The sequence below is a fragment of the Corynebacterium axilliensis genome (assembly GCF_046097495.1).
Taxonomy (GTDB): domain Bacteria; phylum Actinomycetota; class Actinomycetes; order Mycobacteriales; family Mycobacteriaceae; genus Corynebacterium.
This window is the reverse complement of record NZ_CP175768.1, coordinates 1414838-1436383: the sequence shown is the minus strand read 5'-3', so window position 1 is coordinate 1436383 and position 21546 is coordinate 1414838. Positions and strand designations below refer to the sequence as shown.

Below are 21546 nucleotides of genomic sequence, written 5' to 3'. Positions count from 1 at the left end.
TGGACGGCATGCGTATCCTCGTTATCGGTTCGGGCGGCCGCGAACACGCCCTGCTCACCGGCCTGAAAGCAGACCCTTCCGTGACCGACCTGCACGTCGCGCCCGGTTCCCCGGCGCACGCGCAGGTGGCCACCGTGCACCCGGAGTACTCCCAGGTGGGCGACCCCGCACGAATGACGGAGCTCGCGGTGGACATCGCCGCGGATCTCGTCGTGGTAGGCCCTGAGGTGCCCCTGGTCAACGGCGTGGCGGACGCGCTGCGGGAGCGCGGGATTGCGGTCTTTGGGCCGTCAGCAAGCGCGGCCCAGATCGAGGGCTCCAAGGCCTTTGCCAAGGACGTCATGTCCGCCGCCGGCGTGCGTACCGCCCGCGCGGAGCAGATCGCGCCCGGTGCCGCCGAGGCAGACATCGAGGCCGCCCTCGACCGCTTTGGCCCGCACTACGTGGTCAAGGACGACGGCCTGGCCGGCGGCAAGGGTGTTGTGGTCACCGAATCCCGCGCCGCCGCCCGCGGGCACGTCGACGCTGTCCTAGCCGCCGGCAACCCGGTCTTGCTGGAGTCCTTCCTGGACGGCCCGGAAATCTCCCTGTTCTGCCTCGTGGACGGCGAGACCGTCGTGCCGCTCCTGCCCGCCCAGGACCACAAGCGTGCCTACGACAACGACGAGGGGCCCAACACCGGCGGCATGGGCGCCTACACCCCGCTGCCGTGGCTGCCGGAGGAGGGCGTGCAGCGCATCGTCGACGAAGTATGCACCCCCGTCGCCCGGGAGCTGGTCCGCCGCGGTACCCCGTACTCCGGCCTGCTCTACGCCGGCCTGGCGTGGGGCGCGGAGGGCCCGGCCGTGGTGGAATTCAACTGCCGCTTCGGCGACCCGGAGACCCAAGCCGTGCTCTCCCTGCTGAAGTCCCCGCTGGGCCAGGTCCTCAACGCTACCGCTACGGGACACCTGGCGGAGCTTGCGCCCCTTCAGTGGCAGGAGGGCTTCGCCGTCACCGTGGTCCTGGCAGCCGAGGGCTACCCGGCCTCCCCGCGCAAGGGCGACGTCATCACCTCCCCGGACCTGCAGGATCCGACGCGGATCCTGCATGCGGGCACTGCGCTCAAGGAGGGTGCGGTGGTCTCCCACGGCGGCCGCGTGCTCAACGTCCTTGGCCACGGCGCCACGCTGGACCAGGCGCGAGCGGCGGCCTACGAGGTGCTCGATAGCATCGAGCTCGAGGACGGCTTTTTCCGTACGGATATCGGCGCGCGTGCCGCCCGCGGAGAAATCAGCATTTAGTTCCATCCACGCCCCGCGGCGTGGAATAATGGCGGCGTGGTTGAAAAGAAGAACATTTCTAACGTCCTATCCACCCGATACGCCTCCCCCGACATGGCAGAGATCTGGTCCCCAGAGCACAAGATCATCCTGGAGCGTCAGCTGTGGATTGCGGTGATGAAGGCGCAGAAGGACCTCGGCGTCGACATCCCCGCTGAGGCCATCGCCGCCTACGAGGCCGCGGTGGAGCGCGTCGACCTCGACTCCATCGCGCAGCGCGAGCGCGTCACGCGCCACGACGTCAAGGCGCGCATCGAGGAGTTCAACGCCCTGGCTGGCTTTGAGCACATCCACAAGGGGATGACCTCTCGCGACCTGACGGAAAACGTCGAGCAGCTGCAGATCCTGCGCTCGCTGGAGCTCGTGCGCGATAAGGCCATTGCGGTCGTGGCGCGCATTGGCGAGCGTGCGGCGCAGTACCAGACCCTGGTGATGGCCGGCCGTTCCCACAACGTTGCCGCGCAGGCCACGACGTTGGGCAAGCGTTTCGCCTCGGCTGCCGACGAGTTGCTGCTCGGCATCGAGCGCGTCGAAGCACTCCTTGGCCGCTATCCGCTGCGCGGCATCAAGGGGCCGATGGGCACCTCCCAGGACATGCTCGATCTGATGGGTGGTTCCGAGGACAAGCTGGCGGCGTTGGAGACGAGCATTGCGGATCACCTCGGTTTTTCCCGCGTGTTCAACTCGGTGGGCCAGGTGTACCCGCGCTCCCTTGACTTCGACGCCCTCTCCGCGCTCGTGGAGCTCGGTGCGGCTCCCTCCTCCCTGGCCACCACGATTCGCCTCATGGCCGGCAACGAGACCGTCACGGAGGGCTTTAAGGAAGGCCAGGTCGGCTCGTCCGCCATGCCGCACAAGATGAACGCCCGCTCCTGCGAGCGCGTGTGTGGCTTCCAGGTCATCCTGCGTGGCTACCTCACCATGGTGGCGGACCTGTCGGGCCAGCAGTGGAACGAGGGCGACGTGTTCTGCTCGGTGGTGCGACGCGTGGCGCTTCCCGACGCCTTCTTTGCCATCGACGGCATGTTTGAAACCTTCCTTACCGTGCTCGGGGAGTTCGGTGCCTTTCCGGCGATGATTGACCGCGAGCTGGAGCGCTACCTGCCCTTCCTGGCTACCACCCGTATCCTCATGGCGGCGGTGCGTGCCGGCGTGGGCCGCGAGACCGCGCACGAGGTCATCAAGGAAAACGCCGTGGCCGTGGCGCTCAACATGCGCGAGAACGGCGGGGAGCAGGACCTGGTGGAGCGCCTCGCTGCAGACGAGCGCCTGCCGCTCGATGCCGCCGCGCTGTCCGATGCCCTCGCGGACAAGCACGCCTTCATCGGCGCCGCCGAGTCCCAGGTCACCCACGTGCTGGGCCGCATCAAGGCGCTGGCGGATCAGCACCCGCAGGCCGCCGCCTACACGCCGGGCGAAATCCTCTAGCGCTCCTCTGTGCTGTGGGTGCCGGCGTCGGCGGCGCCCTTGCTGGCGCCCTCGATGGCGCCCCGGGCAGCACCTTCCAGCGCGCCGCGCGTTGCGCCCCACGCCTGGCGGGCGCGGTGCGTCACGGTGTCTCCGGCCGCGGCGGCGCGCTGCTGCGCCGCACTGGCGGCCTCGCGCGCCGTGGCGGTGAGCTCGCGTGCGGCCTCGACGGGGCGCACGGGGGCTAGGTCCTCGATGCCCTCGAGGGGCAGGTCGGCCGCGTTCGTCCAGGCTCGCAGCTGGGCAAAGAAGCGGTTGATCTCCTCGACGGCGCGTGGGGAGTTCCAGTCCACGGCCCGGCGGAGCGTGGAGAAGCTGCCTAAGTCATGGGCGTTGCCTGCGATGGCTGACAGGCTGGCGGTAAGCCGCTGCGCGCGCTTATCGCGGGCGACGGTAACGGCGTCGGCAAAGGCCCCGGCCACTTCTCCTTCCACCGCGTCCACACGGCCCAGCTGCAGCACGTACATCTGGTTCTGCAGCTGCACGGTCCGGGGCGAGCTGGTAGAGCCAGAATTGGGCCTCGGAATTGGTTTTCTGGAAGGTTTCTTTGACCTTGCCGGGGGACGTCTTCGACCGCGCCAGGGTATCCGCCACCGCGCCGAGGTAGCGCAGCACGCGGCCCTGTAGCTTGGCTACCTCCGTGGCCAGGCCCTGCACGGTGCTCCACTGCGTATCGGTCACCGTCCCGGTGCCCTCGAGCACGAGGTGCGCCTCCGCCAGGGCCTCCGCCACTCCGTCGATATCGCCGGCCAGGGAATCCTGCTGGAAGCGCAGCACCTTGTCGAGTTTCTCGTCGATGCGCTCTAAATAGTCCTGCATCTGCGCCATCTGCTTTTCCACGGCCGCCTGTTGCAGTGCCGACGCCGCCAGCATCGGCGCCGCAGACGTAAGCAGGCCGGCCTTCTCGAAGCCTAAGTGCTTGAGCACACTCCCACGGTGGGGGAGCGCGGCGGCCCGCGGCAGGTCCTTGACGCGGACCACGCCCGAGCGGATCTCGCCGGGTTTTACCCCCAGGCGCTTGAGATAGTCGGCCGACTCTGAGTCGAGCTTGAGCCAGCGCCCGGACTCCGCGCGGGCCTTGGCCGCCGAGCCCAGGGCCTGGCTGGCGCGGCGAAGTGCCGTGGGCGACACGGCGCGCGGCGCGGCCGCGGACTCGGTATCGCTGAGCTGCGCGAGGGCGGCCTCGGGGCCTAAGAGAAGCGCACCCTCGTCGCTGACGAGAAGCTCCAGTTCATTGTCCCTGGGGTCCTCGGGCTGGCCCACTAGCCCAGCCCCGGGATCTGCAGGACCGGCACCTCAAAGCCACCGAACGGGGCGATGGCTTGCCCGTTCATCACCATGTAGCCGCCGACCACAACGACGGCCAGCGCCAGCATGCCGCCGAGGACTGCGGCACCCGTCGAGGAGCTGCGCTCCTGGGTGGTCTGGCCCGGGATGGTCAGCTCCGGCACCGGCTGGATGCCCTCCTTCGCACCGTGTGCACGCAGGTCCTGCGCACACTGCTCGAAGGCACCGGCCTGCGCGGCGTTAAAGGCGTTGACCGCGGTGGGGTCCTCGTTGTCCTCCAGCGCCTGGCGGAGCTGGGGGCTGAACTGTGTGCCGCTGGAGAGCAACGGCGCGGGCCCGTCCTCGGCGCGTTGCAGCACGGCGTTGAGGGAGTACTCGCGCCCCTCCGGAACGAGCACGTCCTCGTCTTGCACCAGGGCCTCCGGCGCCGTCGCGCCGACCAGGATGATGAGCATGTCCGCGCCGGTGTAGCCGGCCTTGCTCAGCGCGGCCACCGTCGCCGTGTAGCCCGGCACCTTGCGCACGTCCCGCGAGGTGAACCCGGAGAAGTCCAGCTTCGGGAACTGCGCCTGCACCTGCTGCGAGGTAGCACGCACGGTGTCGATGTAGCTCTCGCGCACCTCGCGCGCCAGGGCGCGGTCGGAGGCGGAGGGCTCAACCGTGCACAGCCACTGGCCGTGGGCGGATTCCCGCACGGAAGTCTCAGCTGCCTGCGCCGCGGGCGCGCAGAGAGCGCCGCACACGACGGCAACGGAGGAAACAAGGGACGTCATGCGGGTGCGCACAGGCAAAACTCCTCGGGGACCGGGGATAGGGAGGTGTCTGGATGCAGTCTAGACGCGGCTAGGATGGATGTCATGCGTCCAGAACTTTCTTCCTACACCCACATCGCCTCCGGCAAGGTGCGTGACATCTACGACATCGATGACAACACCCTGCTCATGGTGGCCTCCGACCGCATTTCCGCCTTCGACTTCGCCCTCGAGCCCGCCATCCCCGACAAGGGCCGCGTGCTCACCGCTACCTCGAAGTTCTTCTTCGACGCCATCGACTTCCCCAATCACCTCGCCGGGCCGCTCGATGATGAGCGCATCCCCGAGGAGGTCCTCGGCCGCGCCATGGTGGTGCGCAAGCTCGACATGCTGCCCTTCGAGTGCGTCGCCCGCGGCTACCTGACGGGTTCGGGACTGCGGGAGTATGAGGCGTCGTCAAGCGTGTGCGGCGTGGCGCTGCCTAAGGGGCTGGTTGAGGCCTCCCGCCTGCCCGAGCCCATCTTTACCCCGGCCACCAAGGCGGAGCAGGGCGAGCACGACGAGAACGTGTCCTTCGACGCCGTCGTGGACAAGCTCGGCCGCGAACGCGCCGAGGAGCTGCGCGCCGCCACGCTGCGCATCTATTCGGAAGCCGCCGCCATCGCTGAGGCGAAGGGGATTATTTTGGCGGATACGAAGTTCGAGTTTGGCGTCGATAAGAACGGCACCCTAGTCCTGGCCGATGAAGTCCTCACCCCCGACTCCTCCCGCTACTGGCCCGCCGACTCCTACGAGGAAGGCAAGGTCCAGCCCTCCTTTGACAAGCAGTATGTGCGCAACTGGCTAACTTCCACCGACTGGGACAAGGAGTCCACCCCGCCGCGCCTGCCGGACGACGTCGTCGCTGCCACCCGCGCCCGCTACATCGAGGCCTACGAGCGCCTGTCTGGAGGGACCCTGTAGATGACCCCACCCATCGCCGCCCAGCGCCCCGTCACCCGTGAGTTCCACGGCCGCAGCTTCGTGGACAACTACGAGTGGCTGCGCGACAAGGACGCCCCGGAGACCCGCGAGTACCTCGAGGCGGAGAACGCCTACACCGCAGAACAAACCGCGCACCTGGACACCTTGACCGAGAACATCTTCACTGAGGTCAAGTCCCGCATCAAGCAGACGGACATGTCCGTGCCTCAGCGCCGCGGTAAGTACTGGTACTACGGCCGCACCGAGGAGGGCCAGGAATACGGTTACAGCTGCCGTATCCCGGTATCGGAAGGTTCCGATCCGTGGACCCCGCCCACCATCCCGGAGGACGGTGCGCCGGAGGGAGAGCAGGTGCTTCTCGACGTCAACGCGCTCGCCGAAGGCCATGACTTCTTTGCCCTCGGTGCCTCCACGGTGAGCGATTCCGGGGATCTGCTGGCGTACTCGGTGGACGTGGCCGGTGATGAGCGCTTTGAGTTGTTCATCAAGGACCTCCGTACGGGCTCACTGCTGGAGGATCGTCTCGAGGGCATCTTCTACGGTGCCGTGTGGGCAGGGGAGGAGTTCATCTTCTACACCACCGTGGACGATGCCTGGCGTCCCGACACCGTGTGGCGCCACCGCGTGGGCACCCCGCAGTCGGAGGACGTGGTGGTCATGCGCGAGGAGGACGGGCGCTTCGGCCTGGGAATCGGGACCACGCGCAGCGATAAGTACCTCATGATTGTCTCTGGGTCGAAGACGACGAGTGAGGCGTGGGTCTTGGAACAAGAGGACCCGACTGGCAAGTTCCGCCTTTTGTGGGAACGCGAGACCGGCGTGGACTATGACGTCGACCATGCGGTGGTGGGCGGCACCGACTATTGGGTGGTCACCCACAACGTCACCGGACCCAACTTTGAGCTCGGCTACTGTCCGGTTTCTGCAGAGCTGCCCGCGCTGCGTGACCTCACTGTGCTCATGCCGCACGACGACTCCGTGCGCATTGAGGGCGTGGATTGCTACCGCGATCAGATCGTCGTGGGCTATCGCCGCGGCGGCATCGGCCGTGCCGCGGTGATGGATGTGCGTCAGGGTTGGACGAGCCTTAACGAGCTCCACTTCAACGAGGAGCTCTATACCGTCGGCGTGGCCGGCAACCCCGAGTGGGATGCGCCGGTACTCCGCGTGAGCTACACCTCCTTCATCCAGCCCGCGCAGCTCTTTGACTACCGCGTGGTCACCGGCGAGTACACACTGCTCAAGGAGCAGGAGGTTCCGGGCGGCTACGACACGGACTCCTACGTGGCTTACCGCGTGTGGTCCGAGGCGCCGGATGGAACGCAGGTGCCGGTGTCCCTCGTGCATCGCGCGGACCTGGACCGCACGCAGCCGAACCCGACGTTGCTCTACGGATACGGCTCCTACGAGGCCAACATGGATCCGTACTTCTCGGTCTTCCGTTTGTCCCTCATGGACCGCGGCATGATTTTTGCCATGGCGCACGTACGCGGCGGCGGGGAGATGGGCCGCACCTGGTATGACGACGGCAAGATGCTGGCGAAGAAGAACACGTTTACGGACTTCATCGCTGTGGCCGATGACCTCATCGCGCGTCGGGTGACCACGCCTTCGCAGCTCGTGGCTGAGGGCGGCTCGGCCGGTGGACTGCTCATGGGTGCGGTGGCCAACATGGCGCCGGATCGCTTCAAGGCCATCGAGGCCAACGTGCCTTTTGTGGACCCGCTGACCTCGATTCTCATGCCGGAGCTGCCGCTCACAGTGGTGGAGTGGGAGGAATGGGGCGACCCGTTCCACGACCCGGAGGTCTACGACTACATGGCCTCCTACTCTCCGTACGAGAACGTCTCCGCCCAGGAGTATCCGAATATTCTGGCGCTGACCTCACTGAACGACACTCGCGTACTCTACGTGGAGCCAGCGAAGTGGGTGGCGCAGCTGCGCAGCACCGCCACCGGCGGCGAGTTCCTCCTCAAGACTGAGATGGCCGCTGGGCACGGCGGTGTGTCGGGGCGCTACGCCAAGTGGCGGCAGAGCGCGTTTGAATACGCGTGGCTCATCAACCAGGCCACGGGCAAGGAAGAATAGCCGCCCCCTCAGCGCGCGCCGGGGCCGTGGCTGTGCGATAATTTTCCTTATGCATGGCCACCTTCTGGTTTCCGTTTCCAGTATTTTCGACGACACTCGGAAGCAGGCCGCGCGCCTGCTTAAGCAGTTCGATAGTGCTGGGATTCCGGTGTCGTTGTTGGTGGCGCCGCACATCGACGGCAACTGGCACTTGGCCAAGGATGCGTCCACGCAGGCGTGGCTGCGCGACCAAGCCGATGCTGGACGGGTCCTTATCTTGAACGGCTTCGATCAAGCGGTGCAGGGGCGCCGCGCGGAGTTTGCGAACCTGGATGCCTACGAGGCGCGCCTGCGCCTCAAGGGCGCCACGCGGCAGATGGCCAAGATCGGCTTTGAGCCGACGATTTTCGCGGCACCGCGCTGGCGCATGTCGGAGGGCACGCTCGAGATCCTTCCGGAATTCGACTTTGATTTTGCCGCCTCCACCCGCGGTATCCATGACCTGCGCAGCGGGGAGCTGCACCAAGCGCGCAACCTGTCCTTTGGCGAGGGCTTCGGTTCGGCTAAGTGGTGGCGCCGCAATATCATCCGCGCCGCGGAGCGCTCCGCTCAGCGCGGCAATACCGTGCGCCTGTCCATCTCCGGGCGCAACTTGGAGGACCGCAAGGTGGTCGCGGACTTCCTCAAGGCCGCCGACCGCGCCGCCGCTGCGGGCGCGCGCCCTGCTGACTACCTCGTATACGCCTAGGCACGCCGAGTAGCCCGTCAACCTGGTGTGGTTGGCGGGTTTCGTTGTGGCTCTGCGCAGGCGCTTAGCCTGCGCCTGGTGGTTGTTCTGCGGTTAGTCTGGCGAGGGCTTGTTGGTATTCGGGTGTGGCGGTAATCGGTACTCCCCAGGGTGGTATGTATCCGATGCCGCCGGGCATTCTGAAGACGTAGCCTCTTCCGGTGGGTTTCGACGGGTCATCGTCGTTGATGCCGTTGTGATAGGCACACAAGAACGTCAGGTTCTTGATGTTGGTAAGCCCGCCTGCTTGCCAGGGGATGATGTGGTGGACCTGGCAGTAGTCAGCCGGCTTGTTACAGCCGGGGCGTGAGCAGGTTTGGGTTTCCGCGCATAGGGTGAGGCGTTGTTTCCAGTTTGCGTGGCGCTCAATCCGGTAGGAGTTGATGGGTCCTTCTACGGGGTGGGTAATGGTGGCGTAGCCAATCTCTGCAAACTTGTGGGTGAGGAATTCCGCCCCGGTCATGCGGGCACCGTTGGTGAGTTGGAGTTCGATTTCGTCGCCGTCGCCGTTGATGATGCGGTCGAATTCGTTGAGGGTGACTACGACTTGGGCGTGCACGGCGGGCTTGGTGCCGGTGGTGTTGCCACCCAGGAGGATGGTGGTGGCGGCGTCGAGCAGGTTGGTGGGGTTGACTGATTCGAGGGTGCCGCGGATATCGGCAATGACCGTTGGGGTGTCGGTGATGGTGACGGAGTTGGGGCCTTGTTTGCGGTAGGTAAAGCGCACCCCGGGTTTGTGTTCGCGTTTCGACCTAAGCTCTTTAAGCTTCTTTACGGCAACCTCACGGATGCGATGGGCTGGTGTGGCAGCCAGGCGTGCGCGCAGGTTCCAGGCGTCGAGTTCCTTCTTTACCCGAGAGGCGTAGGACTCGATGAGGTTTAGGGTGCTCAGGCCGTGGGCGTTGTTTTGGGCCGCGGTGCGGGCTTTGCGTTGCTTACCAGTAAAGCGGGTGGGGCCGAAGTAGATGCGGTGCAGGCGTGCGAGCTCGGCCGCGTCGGCTGTATCGGCGCCGAGCGCGCGGAGCTTGTCGGGTGAGCTGGATGCTTTCTCCACTAGCGTCATCCCCGAGTTGCGGTAGCGGAAGTAGGTTTCTAATACCCCCATGGGCACTGAGGTTAAAGCACCCTGGAGGACCCCGCAACTGGAAGAGGAAAAGCCCCTCCGAAGAGGGGCTTGAGCAGGGTTAATTAGCGGGCTACTTGGAGTCGCTCGGTGTGCACGCAGCCGCGATGATGCCCAATGCGGCGACCAGGCCGATTCCGCCGGCGGCGTACTGCGCCTCGCGCGGGATGTTCAGGTTGGCCACCATGGCAGAAATCTGCTTCTGAATCGGCTCCAGGCCCGGGATGTTGAACTGAGCACCCGCGGTGCCCAGGAAGGCGAGCGGGGCGGCGATGGCCGCGGGGATGCTGACTCCTAGGACCGCAGGCAGGCAGCGCGGGCTGAGTGAGGAGCCGCCCTTCGGAGCGGCCGGCTTCTCTCCGACACGGACGGTTTCAGAGGTGCCGTCGGAGTACTTCACCACGAGGTTTCCCTGGGAATCCGTGGAAACGGACTCGATACCGCGACCGTCCTGTCCGTCCTGTCCGTCCTGTCCGTCCGAACCGTTCTTTCCGTCCTTGCCGTCAGCGCCATCGCGCCCATCAGCACCGTCCTGGCCAGGGGCGCCCGTATCGCCCTTCTCGGCGTTGAGGGTTCCAAGGATATCGGTGGTGCCGTCGGTGTACTTCACCACGACTTCGCCCTTGTCGTTGGTGGACACGGAGTCAATGCCGCGGCCATCCTTACCGTCCTTGCCAGCGGCACCGTCGGCGCCGTTCTTGCCGTCAGCACCATCCTGGCCGTCTTCGCCATCCATACCGTCGTTTCCGTCCGCCCCAGCGGCACCGGCAACGGGGCCGACGTTTTGCTCGGCGCCGTCGCTAAACGTGACGATGAGCTCCCCGGCGTCATTGATGCGGACCGATTCGATGCTGCGGCCGTCAGCGCCGTCCTTGCCGTCTTCACCCTTCGGGCCCTGTGCGCCGTCGGTACCGTCGGCACCCGGGGTGCCAGCAGCGCCGTCGTCGCCGACGACCTTGCCGGCGTCCTCTGTGGTGCCGTCGGTGTAGGTAATGATGAGGTGGCCGTCAGCATTGGTGGTTACGGAGTCGATGCCGCGTCCATCCTGGCCGTCAGAACCATCTTGACCGTCCTTGCCGTCTTCACCCTTCGGGCCGTCTGCGCCGTCAGTGCCGTCGGCGCCCGGGGCACCAGCAGCGCCGTCGTCGCCGACGACCTTGCCGGCGTTCTCGGTGGTGCCGTCGGTGTAGGTGATGATGAGGTCACCCTTGTCGTTGGTGGTCACGGACTTAATTCCGCGGCCGTCCTTGCCATCGGTACCGTCCTGGCCGGCGTCGCCCTTATCGCCCTTGGGGCCCTGGGCGCCGTCCTGACCATCCTGACCGTCCGTGCCGGGCTCGCCCTGGTCGCCCTTGGGTCCGGCGACGCTGCCGAGGTTCTTGGTTGTGCCGTCGGTGTAGGTGATTTCGAGGGTACCGTCGTCAAGCACGGCGACGTCGGCAACAGTACGTGGGTCTTCGGTAGGTTCAGTCGGCTCTTCGGTCGGCGGCTGTGGGGTATCGCAGTCCTTCAGATCCTCGGAGTCACGGGATACCTGCCCGAGGTTGAAGCCCACCTTGACCGGGTCGTGGTCGGAGGAGCGGTAGGGGTTATCGGCCTCAAAGACGTCGCCGCCGGTGTAGTTGCGGCGGGAGTACTCCATGGCAATCGGCTCGTCGGAGTTGATGTTCCAGGTCTGCGCAGCCTGCGCGTCGACGTGCTTGTTGGCCAGGATGTGGTCGAGGGAGCCAATGCGGCCGGAGAACTGATAGGAGGCGACGGCCTGCCACTCAGACTCCGGGTTGAGCTCTTCGACCGGGATGGTGTAGCCAGCGTTGCGGAAGATGGAGATGGCGTCTTCCTTGGAGTAAGAGTTCAAGTCACCCATGACGAAGGTGGCCTTTTCCTGCCACTGTGGCTGCTTGGACAAACCATCGAGGACAGCCTGGGCGTGGGCATTGCGCACGTTGGGGTTGTTGCCCTGGCCGTCGCCGGTATCGGCGTCACCGTTAGCCACGGAACCCTTGGATTTGAAATGGTTGGTGACAACAACGAAGGAATCGGGGCCCTCAGCAGCGCACTTGTCCTGCACCGGCACGAACTCGGCAGCGAGTGGGGTGCGGGCGGTGCCCTTGAAACGCTCGTCCTCCAGCAAGGTGGCCTCACCTACTGGCTGGACGCGGTCCTTCTTGTAGATGATCGCAGTGCGGATGACATCCGTGTCCGCCGCGGAGTTTGCCGGGGCCTTGACGTAGTCCCACTTCTCGGAGCCCGCGCGCTCGTTGAGCTCGCCCACCAAGTACTTCACGGCGTCGTCGTAGGAACCGCCCACGGTGTTGGCGGCGTTCTCAATCTCAGACAGGCCGATGACATCGGCGTCGAGTCCCTCCAAGGCGGTGAGGATCTTGCCCTTCTGGTCTTCAAATGCGGAGGCAGACCAGGCGCCACGGAAGGTACCGCTGTTGGAGCCAACGCCGTTGCCAAAGCGGTCCTTATAGGACTTCGCACCGTTGTCCTCACCTAGGTTGATGAAGAAGTTGAGGACGTTAAACGCAGCAACGGTGTAATCGCCGGCCACCTGCGGGGCTTCTGGGCGGGCTGGGTCCCAGGTAATGGGCAGGTCTGCGGTGGCGGAGTCACCGGTAATCAGAGACGTGGGCTGGAAGCGCCACTGGTTGTGGCCGTAGCCCAAGATAACGCCAGAGTCGGCAAACTCCACCTGATTGGTGGTGCGGATGGTCTTCACATCCGAGCCGTTCTGCATGATGTACGGCAGCTTGGTGGAGGCGCCGTCGCGGGTGAAGTCACGGGTGGAACCGTCATCCAGAATGACGTACTTCGCCGCGTTGGACTCCTCAAGGGCGTGCATGTCGTCGGTGCCCGGCTCGTACTTATCGGTGGGCTGGCGCAGTGCCTCAGTGCCCGGGGCCAGGCCCAACTCGCCGTAGCGGTTGAGGCCGTAGTTATCGGTCACCGTGTGCACGCCCGGCTTGAGCAGCATGGACTCGAGCTTCTCGCGGGCCTCATCGCCCTCGGGTAGGGCATCGATGGCGAGCGGGGTGACGGGGTCGAGCGCAGTCTCGAGGACGGAGCCCGAGTTAAGGACCACCTGGGTCTGGCCGTAGTACTCGTCGACGGAGCCGGTGACCTCGACGGATTCCCCAATCTTTGGATAGAAGCCGGTGCCGCCGGTGTAGACGAAGACAGCCTCAGAGGCCTCTGCGGGTGCGGCGTCGCCCGTGCCCGGGGTCTGGATGGTGAAACCGTTGAGGGACTTCTCGCCCTGCCACACGGCGGTGACAACACCCCGGGTGGTGACGTTCTGGCCCTTAAGTGGGGACTCCGTGCCGGCGCCCTGGATCTCTGGGATGGTCACGGTCGCGCCCGGCTCGACCGGATCTCGGGGTCGGATCTGGATCCGGTGCTGGGGCGGTCGCCTCACCCCCGGTAGACGCTGGCGTCGGGGCGCCCGTGCTGAAGTCAACGGAGTTGTCGTCGGTGTCCGTGCCGGCTGCGTTGCGCTGTGCGGAGGTCGTGTTGCTCAGGCTGGGGGTGGGAGCGCCTTCGCTTATCGACGCCTTACCGTACCCCACCACGTCAACCTCGGCCCCGGTGGCGTCGTAAAGCTTGACCGAGCCCTTGGAACCGGACATGTTCAAGCTGCCCTCGGCATCCGGGGTGGGCAGCGGCTCACCGGTGTCACCGCCACCGCCCTGGATAAGGTAGTTGCCACCAGCCGGAATGGAACCGTTAAGCGTGGTCTTTCCACCGGAGCCGCCCTTGGCGGAGAAGTACTCCACGGACCAGTCGGTGAGGTCGATGTCGGCATCGGTGGGGTTGTAGAGCTCGATGAAGTCGTTGGTGAACGGGGCACCGCTATTTCCGCCGCCGCCGTAGACTTCGGAGATGACGGCCGCGGAGCCGTCGGGCGCGGCCGTGGCCTGTGGGGCGATAACGGTGGTGGACACGAGCGCCGCGATGGCGAGCGCGCCGATTCGTTGAGTACGCATGAGGAGATCCTTGAGAGTAGTGAGCGGATAACGCATCTTTTTCTACCGGCAAACCTGCCCGCGCGATACCGGAATGCTGAGAGCGAGCTGGGGGTTAAGCTGAGATTGTCCAAGAATTCTCCCTGCGTTTAGTGCCTGTTTACCCCCTGGGGATTCCGACTCTGTCCCGCCCACGGGATACACTGGCGGGGCACCCATACTCACGCACAGTAAGGCAAAATTTTCATGGCTCGTGTAGTTGTCAATGTCATGCCCAAGGCCGAGATTTTGGACCCGCAGGGTCAGGCCGTCGTTCGCGCGCTGGGGCGCCTGGGGGTTGCTGGGGTCAGCGACGTTCGCCAGGGCAAGCGTTTTGAAATCGAGGTCGATGATTCCGTGAGCGCCGAGGAGCTGGAGAAGGTCGCTTCCACGCTGCTGGCGAACACTGTCATCGAGGACTACGAGGTCATCCAGTAATGAAGATCGGCGTTATTACCTTCCCGGGCACGCTGGACGACGTCGACGCGGCCCGCGCCGCCCGCACCGCCGGCGCCGAGGTGGTCTCCCTCTGGCACGCGGACGCGGACCTGCGCGGCGTCGATGCGGTCGTGGTTCCCGGCGGCTTTTCTTACGGTGACTACCTGCGTTCCGGCGCGATTTCGGCGCTGGCCCCGGTCATGCGCGCGGTGGTCGACGCAGCGAACCAGGGCATGCCGGTGCTCGGCATCTGCAACGGCTTCCAGATCCTTACCGAGGCCGGTCTGCTGCCGGGTGCGTTGACCCGCAACCAGGGCCTGCACTTCCACTGCGAGGACACCTACCTGGAGGTGGCCAATGCGGACACGGCGTGGACTCGCGAATTCGAGGCAGGTCAGCGCATCCTCATCCCAGCCAAGCACGGCGAGGGCCGCTTCCAGGCCGATGCGGAGACCGTGGAGCGCCTTGAGGAGGAGGGCCGCGTGGTCTTCCGCTACACCGATAACTTCAACGGCTCTGTCAATGGCATCGCCGGCATTACCAATGAGGCTGGCAACGTGGTGGGGCTGATGCCGCACCCGGAGCACGCCATCGATCTTCTTACCGGCCCGTCCACGGACGGGCTGGGCTTGTTTGTGTCCGCCCTCAAGGTCGGCGCGTAAAGCAGCGGCGACGGTAACAAGGAGTAACAATGACCGTACACAACGACACTGTTGAGCAGGCCACGACGCAGGCGGACCTGGAGCAGCCCTACCGAGAGCTGGGCCTCAAGGATGACGAGTACGCCCGCATCCGTGAGATCCTCGGCCGCCGTCCGACCGACGCCGAGCTGACCATGTACTCCGTCATGTGGTCGGAGCACTGTTCCTACAAGTCCTCCAAGACGCACCTGCGCTACTTTGGCGAGACCATGACGGAGGAAATGGGCTCGAAGATCCTCGCCGGCATCGGTGAGAACGCCGGCGTGGTGGACATCGGAGACGGCAACGCCGTGACCTTCCGTGTGGAGTCCCACAACCACCCGTCCTACGTGGAGCCGCACCAGGGTGCGGCCACCGGCGTGGGCGGCATCGTCCGCGACATCATGGCCATGGGCGCGCGCCCGATTGCCGTGATGGACCAGCTGCGCTTCGGTCCGGCTGACGCCCCCGACACCAAGCGCGTCCTGCCGGGCGTGGTCGACGGCATCTCGCACTACGGCAACTGCTTGGGCCTACCCAACATTGGTGGTGAAACCGTTTTCGACGCCTCCTATGCGGGTAACCCGCTGGTCAACGCGCTGTGTGTGGGCACGCTGAAGGTGGAGGACCTCAAGCTGGCCTTCGCCTCCGGTACCGGCAACAAGGTCATGCTCTTCGGCTCCCGCACCGGCCTAGACGGCATCGGCGGCGTGTCCGTGCTGGCGTCCGACACCTTCGAGGACGGCGCGGAGCGCAAGCTGCCGGCCGTGCAGGTGGGCGACCCGTTTGCGGAGAAGGTCCTCATCGAATGCTGCCTGGACCTGTACAAGTCCGGCATCGTCGTGGGCATCCAGGACCTGGGTGGCGCGGGCCTGGCCTGTGCGACCTCCGAGCTGGCGGCCTCTGGCGACGGCGGCATGGAGATCAACCTGGACAACGTCCCGCTGCGCGCTCAGAACATGACTGCTGCGGAGATCCTGGCCTCCGAGTCTCAGGAGCGCATGTGCGCCGTGGTGACCCCGGAGAACGTGGAGAAGTTCCAGGAAATCTGCGCCCACTGGGACGTGGCCTGTGCCGAAATCGGCGAGGTCACCACCGGCAAGCACCTCATCATCCGCCACCAGGGCGAGGTCGTCGTCGATGCCCCGGCGCACACCATTGCCAACGAGGGCCCGGTTTACGACCGCCCGTACGCCCGCCCGGAGTGGCAGGACGGACTGCAGGAGTTCAAGGGCGTGGAGAAGCAGGACCTCATCGCGGCCCTGAAGAAGCTCGTGGCCTCCCCGGCGCTGTGCTCGCGTGACTTCATCACGGAGCAGTACGACCGCTACGTGCGCGGCAACACCGTGCAGTCCCACCACGCGGACGCGGGCGTCCTGCGCATCGACGAGGAGACGGGCCGCGGCGTGGCCGTCTCCGCCGATGCTTCCGGCCGCTACACCAAGCTGGATCCGAACATGGGCGCGCGCCTCGCACTGGCGGAGGCCTACCGCAACGTCGCCGTGACGGGCGCCCGCCCGGTCGCCATCACCAACTGCCTCAACTACGGCTCCCCGGAGAACCCGGACGTCATGTGGCAGTTCCGCGAGTCTGTGCATGGGCTTGCCGACGGCGCCGTGGAGCTCGGCATCCCCGTCTCCGGCGGCAACGTCTCCTTCTACAACCAGACCGGCGAGGAGCCGATTCTTGCCCACGCCCGTCGTGGGTGTTCTGGGCGTTATCGACGACGTGCACCAGTCCATCGGCCACCACCTGGGCCGCGTGGAGGAGCCGGAGGTCCTCGTCCTGCTGGGTGAGACCAAGGACGAGTTCGGCGGCTCCATCTGGCAGCAGGTGAGCGCCGATGAGGCCAACATGGACAACCTGAACGGCCTGCCGCCGCAGGTCGACCTGGCCAACGAGAAGCGCCTCGCGGACTTCTTCGTGGGCAACGCGGGCCTGACCGCCGCGCACGACATCTCCGAGGGTGGCCTCGCGGTCACCGCGTTCGAGATGGCCAAGCGCACCGGCGTGGGCCTGAGCCTGGACCTCACCAAGGTGCACGAGGATGAGTTCGTGGCGGCCTTCTCCGAGTCCGCCTCCCGCGCGCTGGTGGCCACGACCGCAGACCGCGTCGACACGCTGCTGCACCGCGCCGAGGAGTGCGGCGTGCCGGCCGTCGTCGTCGGCCAGACCACCGACTCCGGCGAGCTGGAGCTTGGCGGCGAGTCTATTGCCGTCGCGGCCCTGCGCGAGGCGTGGGCTGCTACCTTGCCGCTCCTCTTCGGTCACGCCGTCGGCGCGAACTCCGTCGTGGAGTAACACACGCAGTTCCGCTCAGCAGCATTGACACTGCACCAGCCCGGCTTCGGCCGGGCTTTTCTCTTCTTTGGCTAAACCCCCGCACTGAGGCCAACGCAACCTAGAGTGTTTCTTCGTCCCAATTGCTGGGAATACCGATACTGGCTTTTTCGACAAGTGGATTGGTGAGGAAGTGCTCGTCTAGTAAAGCCACTACTTTGTTGGGCCAGGTTGATCCGGGAGAGATTGTCCTCAGCAAATGCGCCATGATAAGCAAAGCGCCAAATAGCCTTTCACTCTGATTCTCTGGAAGCAGGAATAGGGTTCCGTCGTTCCGGATAACCTCAGTTGGAGCCGGAGCGAATGAACGATTCCATAGCCTTCCATGGTGCGCACACGTATTCCGAATGACAGTTAGCTGCTCGAGCCAACTCGCCAGCGGATGCTTCTTCGCAAGTCTTTGCTTCTGATTCCTATTCAAACTAGAGAAGTTGATTTCTAAATCCAGCGCTTCCGAAATCGATCGTTGATCGTTGGATCCTAAGCCTGCATAGAGCTTTGAAATGTCCGAAAAATCGAGAACTTCAGCCACAACCCACATGGGATACTGTCCACCGTATTCATCAATGTAGTGCTTCACGGCGTCGTTCTTCTTTGCCCTTGCAAGTCGTCCATACGCTGTACTCAGCCACGACACGTGGTCAAAGTTTGGCCGAAAGTCGTCTGAGCGGAGGTAGAAAGTAGGATCATTGGGGTGTCGAGTACACAGTAGCTCGACGAGCTTGGTTCGCATCGCTACTTCGATTCGTTCCATGCCGTCATGGATCAAGGTACGGAGTTTCCTATCGGCTTCATATAAGGAGATGACGTGCGCAAAGTCGGTACCATCGACGAATTGACTAGAACGACTAGTTCCGTCTTCATTGAATTGTCTGGCTGGATACCAATAGGCAGAAAGCCGGTAGTAGCTAACGTGTGAAAACCATTGTTCAGCTAAAGCTCTGTCGATCTTCATGCCACGGCTTTGCAGTCGAATAATATGCTCGTCAATGGTCGCTGCTGGCTTGAGCGATGAAGACATGGGAAGCCAATCTAGAGAGGGGAAGAGTTGTGGGGATCGGTTCGGCGAAACGGTGCGAATGAGAGATCCAGCCCACTCCGAGTTTCCGAAGGGAAACCGGGCGGGCTGAACTATTAACCAGAATCTTACCGCAGGACCTTGACATGCGGCAATCCCATTTTGCAGGTAGACGTGCACGTTGAATGTCTAGTTGTTCATCCGAGGTTGTGGCAGCGCTGGGGAATCGCGCCCTTAGTGAAGTGGCAACCTGCTACTATTTAGGCGCCAATCGCGCGGGCGATGGTCTGGTCCCAGCTCAGCTTCATCTGGTGGGAGAAAAGGTTGAAGGTGTGCGAACCTTGGGGGCTGAAGTAGCGGTTCACGCGTACCCCGGCATTACGGGCGTTGCGGGTGAATTCCTCGGAGCACTGGTTGGCTACCGTCTCCACCGCGCGGGGCCCGAGCCACTGGACGGGGCTGGTGGTGCCGTCGATGGGGCCGGGCGTGCCGGAGGCGGAGCCTACGAAGACCTCGACGTCGCGCAGGCGACCGGGGTTGGCGTTGGGGTCGTGCTCGAACCACTGCGGGGAGCCTGGCAGGCCCCACGCGTTCAGTGAGGAGCCGCCGCCGTAGGCGATCATCGCGGTGGAGGTGGGGAAACCAATCGCGCCGGAGCGCACCGGGCAGCCGGAGTAGGAGGCCGCGGCCTTGTAGCGCTGCGGGGCGTGGCCGGCGATGTCGAGTGCAGCACCGCCGGTAGAAGAAATGCCGCCGATGGCATCGCGGCCGGTGCCGTGGAATTCGGCGTCGATAAGCGGAGGCAACTCAGTGGTCATGTAGGTGTTCCACTTATTGACTCCCAGGATTGGGTCCTCGGCATTCCAATCGGTGTAGAGGGAGTAGGCACCGCCGAGTGGCATTACCACGTTGACGTTCTTGCCTACTGCCCACCGGCCGATATCGGAGTGGGTCATCCAGTTCATGCCCGCCTGGCCGCCCTCCACGCCGGGCAGCAGGTAGAAGGAGGGACGCGGCTGATCGCCCGGGGGAAGCAGGACGTTATTGGACACCACCGCACGGTTGGCTGGGGACCACACGTCCACCACCCAGTGGTTGCCTCCTACGTGGCGCTTGGAGGTGATGAAGGGCTGGTTGCCCAGCCAGGGCTGCGGGTTGGTCGCGCGGGAGGAGACCTCACCGATGGTGCTGGATTGGGCGGCAGCAACGCCAGTGCTTGCCGACGCCACCCCCAACCCCACCAAGGCAGCCGCGAACAGTGCCGCGGCGCGGCGAGAACTTGAGGCAGAGGAAAACATAATGTGCGTAGTTTACGTTGTTCACGCCTGCGAACTGTAAAAATTGGTGGAAATCTCGTGGGAACTTTCGCGCTACCCTTGTCTGCCGTAGCGCGCAGCCGTATATTTACGGTTACGTAAGTTTTGGGGGTAAATGCGTTATGCGCATGACCCGCATCTCCGGCAAGGCAAGGCCCCTCACTATGAACGCACCCAGTACTCACATATCCTCCAGGCACGAACCTCCCGTTGTAGAAGCCCCTGTGCGCCAGGACAGCAGCATGGAGCAGCTCATCCAGCGGAGCTATTGGATGGCGGACCGCGGCCCGCGCCCACTCACGCGCGGCTGGGGACACTTCTTCGCGGCCATCCTTTCCGTGATTGCTTCCACCGTGCTCATTACTTTCGCGTGGATGACGCTGCCGTGGTGGCAGGGGCTCGCGGTGACGGTCTACGGCGTGGGCGTCGTGGGCCTCTTCGCGGTCTCAGCGCTGTACCACCGTTGGCCGTGGGTGACCATGCGGGCGGTGCAGTGGTGGCGCCGGGCGGACCACGCCACCATTTCCGTCTTTATCGCCGCGACGTACACGCCGCTGTGTGCCATCGTCCTGGAGCCGACCCAGGCGCTATGGATGCTGACCGCGGCGTGGGTAGGCGCCATCATGGGTGTTGTCCTGAACCTGGTGTGGATCAATCACCCGCGGTGGCTGGATGTGGTGGTCTACCTGGTATTGGGTTGGCTCATTCTGCCGCTGTTGCCGAACCTATGGCACTCCGCGAGCCCGGCCGTGGTGTGGCTGCTGTTCGCGGGCGGGGTGGTCTATTCAGTGGGCGCGCTCATGTACGGCTTCAAGTGGCCGGGGCGCAACGCCCGCTGGTATGGCTACCACGAGCACTTCCACACCGCGACGATTGCCGCCGCGGTGGTGCACATGGTGGCTATCTGGATGGTTGTGGTCTAGGGGTGTATAAGTCTTAACGGTACGAGCTGCGAGTTCTCCTCCACGTGATTGCGGCAGCACCGAAGGCCGCCCACATGACGTGAACAAGAAGCAGAATAAGCAGGGCGGCGCTGACCGCATCCAACCATTCCACGTTCCACGACAGCGGAGTGCTTTGTGTGGACAAGGCATGAGTACCGAGGCAACACGTGCCTACAGGGAAAGTACTGGCCCACCACGAGGGGTTGTAGGACATTGAAGTGCTACCCAGGACTGCCCCCCAGTGTTTGGTGATGGCATAAACCGCTAACGGGACGCCGAGGCTGAGCATCGCAGCGCCGTAGACCGCAGCTCGAAGGCGCCATTGATCACCAGTGAGCAATTTGTCACCAGCGAGTAGCTGCGCAGCTGCGGTGGACTGGCCGACCAAGCCGAGCGGGATCCAAGCAGTGGCGGCGAAGCTGGTGGGAAGCTTTGGAAAAGTGCGCAGGTAGACGAAGGTAAACGTGGGTACCGCGGTAGTCCAGGCCAGTACAAAACAGGCCAAGCCGATACCGTGGACGACCGAAGCCCACTCACCAGCATGTGGTGTCAATTGCGCTGAGGACGTGGCGGCAACCATGGGTGCTACGAGGGGCAATCCCCAGGTAAATGCCGGCCCAGAGGGGCGTGTGAAAAGAAGGAAATGGAGAAATCGAAGGCAGGTAACGATGCCAAGAACGGTTCCCACTCCCCAACACAGCGCATGGATTGTCCAAGCAGTGAAAACACCGGAGAAGGCGCTCCCCAAGGCGAGGATGCCCATTGAAGCCATACCCCACGATGCCATTTCAGTGGAGTGAAATCCAGGAACGCGGTTTCTCAAGAAGCCGATCAAGAGCGCTAGGGCTAGAGAGGTTGCAATCCCAAGCATGAATGCGGCGGGCAGCCGACCCACAACTGGTGTCAGATGAATGTTGATGAGGGTCGATGAGATTGATAGGCCCATGAGCGAGCCAGCCCAGGCAGGACCTAGAGGTGGGAGTTCTATCTCATCGCGAATTTTTAGCATGGATT

The 21546-nt window shown here is 64.5% G+C and carries 17 protein-coding genes and 1 pseudogene; 9 read left to right on the top strand and 9 right to left on the bottom strand.

The genetic code is table 11. The features are described from left to right. The first annotated feature begins 8 nt into the window (after nt 1–8). Together purD and purB are read left to right on the top strand one after the other, a co-directional pair. Nucleotides 9–1283, top strand: coding sequence for a phosphoribosylamine--glycine ligase (purD, locus tag ACKFR8_RS07025; protein ID WP_408929570.1), 1275 nt, complete (start codon nt 9–11; stop codon nt 1281–1283). A 36-nt stretch (nt 1284–1319) separates the two neighbouring features. Next, nucleotides 1320–2750: an adenylosuccinate lyase gene (gene purB / locus ACKFR8_RS07020; RefSeq protein ID WP_408929569.1), complete on the top strand. Its 1431-nt coding sequence runs from the start codon at nt 1320–1322 to the stop codon at nt 2748–2750. Here the strand turns inward: purB and ACKFR8_RS07015 are convergent. The 3 genes from ACKFR8_RS07015 to ACKFR8_RS07005 are packed head-to-tail and all read right to left on the bottom strand — an operon-like array spanning nt 2747 to nt 4861. After that, the gene (locus ACKFR8_RS07015) at nt 2747–3211 is read right to left on the bottom strand and encodes a hypothetical protein (RefSeq protein WP_408929568.1); all 465 of its coding nucleotides are present in this window, start codon (nt 3209–3211) and stop codon (nt 2747–2749) included. The genes purB and ACKFR8_RS07015 overlap by 4 nt on opposite strands. Beyond that, on the bottom strand, nt 3168–4052 hold the full coding sequence (locus ACKFR8_RS07010) for a hypothetical protein (protein ID WP_408929567.1): 885 nt from the start codon (nt 4050–4052) through the stop codon (nt 3168–3170). Before ACKFR8_RS07010 ends, ACKFR8_RS07015 begins: the two co-directional genes overlap by 44 nt. After that, nucleotides 4052–4861: a serine/threonine protein kinase gene (locus ACKFR8_RS07005; RefSeq protein ID WP_408929566.1), complete on the bottom strand. Its 810-nt coding sequence runs from the start codon at nt 4859–4861 to the stop codon at nt 4052–4054. Before ACKFR8_RS07005 ends, ACKFR8_RS07010 begins: the two co-directional genes overlap by 1 nt. A 72-nt stretch (nt 4862–4933) precedes the next feature. Between ACKFR8_RS07005 and ACKFR8_RS07000 the strand changes: the two genes are divergently transcribed. From ACKFR8_RS07000 to ACKFR8_RS06990, 3 genes are read left to right on the top strand one after another with little or no spacing between them, the layout of a single operon-like run. Beyond that, nucleotides 4934–5791: a phosphoribosylaminoimidazolesuccinocarboxamide synthase gene (locus ACKFR8_RS07000; RefSeq protein WP_408929565.1), complete on the top strand. Its 858-nt coding sequence runs from the start codon at nt 4934–4936 to the stop codon at nt 5789–5791. After that, a complete protein-coding gene (locus ACKFR8_RS06995; RefSeq protein ID WP_408929564.1) occupies nt 5792–7900 on the top strand; it encodes a S9 family peptidase in 2109 nt (702 codons plus the stop codon). Nucleotides 7901–7949: 49 nt separating this feature from the next. Next, entirely contained in the window at nt 7950–8627 is a 678-nt protein-coding gene (locus ACKFR8_RS06990) for a DUF2334 domain-containing protein (RefSeq protein ID WP_408929563.1), read from the top strand. 64 nt (nt 8628–8691) lie between these two features. On the opposite strand, the gene ACKFR8_RS06985 is transcribed toward ACKFR8_RS06990, so the two are convergent. The 3 genes from ACKFR8_RS06985 to ACKFR8_RS06975 form a co-directional block, all read right to left on the bottom strand. Continuing rightward, nucleotides 8692–9771 carry an HNH endonuclease signature motif containing protein gene (locus ACKFR8_RS06985; protein ID WP_408929562.1) on the bottom strand — a complete coding sequence of 360 codons (1080 nt, stop codon included), beginning with the start codon at nt 9769–9771 and terminating at the stop codon, nt 8692–8694. A gap of 91 nt (nt 9772–9862) precedes the next feature. Continuing rightward, a complete protein-coding gene (locus tag ACKFR8_RS06980) occupies nt 9863–13144 on the bottom strand; it encodes an ExeM/NucH family extracellular endonuclease (protein WP_408929561.1) in 3282 nt (1093 codons plus the stop codon). Continuing rightward, complete coding sequence (locus ACKFR8_RS06975) at nt 13098–13778, bottom strand: lamin tail domain-containing protein (protein ID WP_408929560.1); 681 nt, start codon at nt 13776–13778, stop codon at nt 13098–13100. The genes ACKFR8_RS06980 and ACKFR8_RS06975 overlap by 47 nt, the downstream gene beginning before the upstream one ends. 225 nt (nt 13779–14003) lie before the next feature. Here ACKFR8_RS06975 and purS point away from each other — a divergent pair, with 225 nt between their 5' ends. From purS to purL, 3 genes and pseudogenes are all read left to right on the top strand, one after another. Next, nucleotides 14004–14234, top strand: a complete 231-nt coding sequence (gene purS / locus ACKFR8_RS06970) for a phosphoribosylformylglycinamidine synthase subunit PurS (protein WP_039676532.1) — start codon at nt 14004–14006, stop codon at nt 14232–14234. Then, nucleotides 14234–14896, top strand: coding sequence for a phosphoribosylformylglycinamidine synthase subunit PurQ (gene purQ / locus ACKFR8_RS06965; RefSeq protein ID WP_408929559.1), 663 nt, complete (start codon nt 14234–14236; stop codon nt 14894–14896). The genes purS and purQ overlap by 1 nt, the downstream gene beginning before the upstream one ends. Before the next feature lie 29 nt (nt 14897–14925). Then, a pseudogene (purL, locus tag ACKFR8_RS06960) lies at nt 14926–17215 on the top strand (phosphoribosylformylglycinamidine synthase subunit PurL). A gap of 100 nt (nt 17216–17315) precedes the next feature. Here purL and ACKFR8_RS06955 read toward each other — a convergent pair. Further along, the gene (locus ACKFR8_RS06955) at nt 17316–18275 is read right to left on the bottom strand and encodes an Abi family protein (protein ID WP_408929558.1); all 960 of its coding nucleotides are present in this window, start codon (nt 18273–18275) and stop codon (nt 17316–17318) included. A gap of 257 nt (nt 18276–18532) precedes the next feature. Continuing rightward, on the bottom strand, nt 18533–19570 hold the full coding sequence (locus tag ACKFR8_RS06950) for an alpha/beta hydrolase (RefSeq protein WP_408929557.1): 1038 nt from the start codon (nt 19568–19570) through the stop codon (nt 18533–18535). A 260-nt stretch (nt 19571–19830) separates the two neighbouring features. Between ACKFR8_RS06950 and ACKFR8_RS06945 the strand changes: the two genes are divergently transcribed. After that, nucleotides 19831–20511, top strand: a complete 681-nt coding sequence (locus ACKFR8_RS06945; RefSeq protein WP_408929556.1) for a PAQR family membrane homeostasis protein TrhA — start codon at nt 19831–19833, stop codon at nt 20509–20511. Between the two features lie 13 nt (nt 20512–20524). Here ACKFR8_RS06945 and ACKFR8_RS06940 read toward each other — a convergent pair whose 3' ends face one another. Further along, the gene (locus tag ACKFR8_RS06940; protein ID WP_408929555.1) at nt 20525–21541 is read right to left on the bottom strand and encodes a TDT family transporter; all 1017 of its coding nucleotides are present in this window, start codon (nt 21539–21541) and stop codon (nt 20525–20527) included. Nucleotides 21542–21546: the final 5 nt, after the last annotated feature.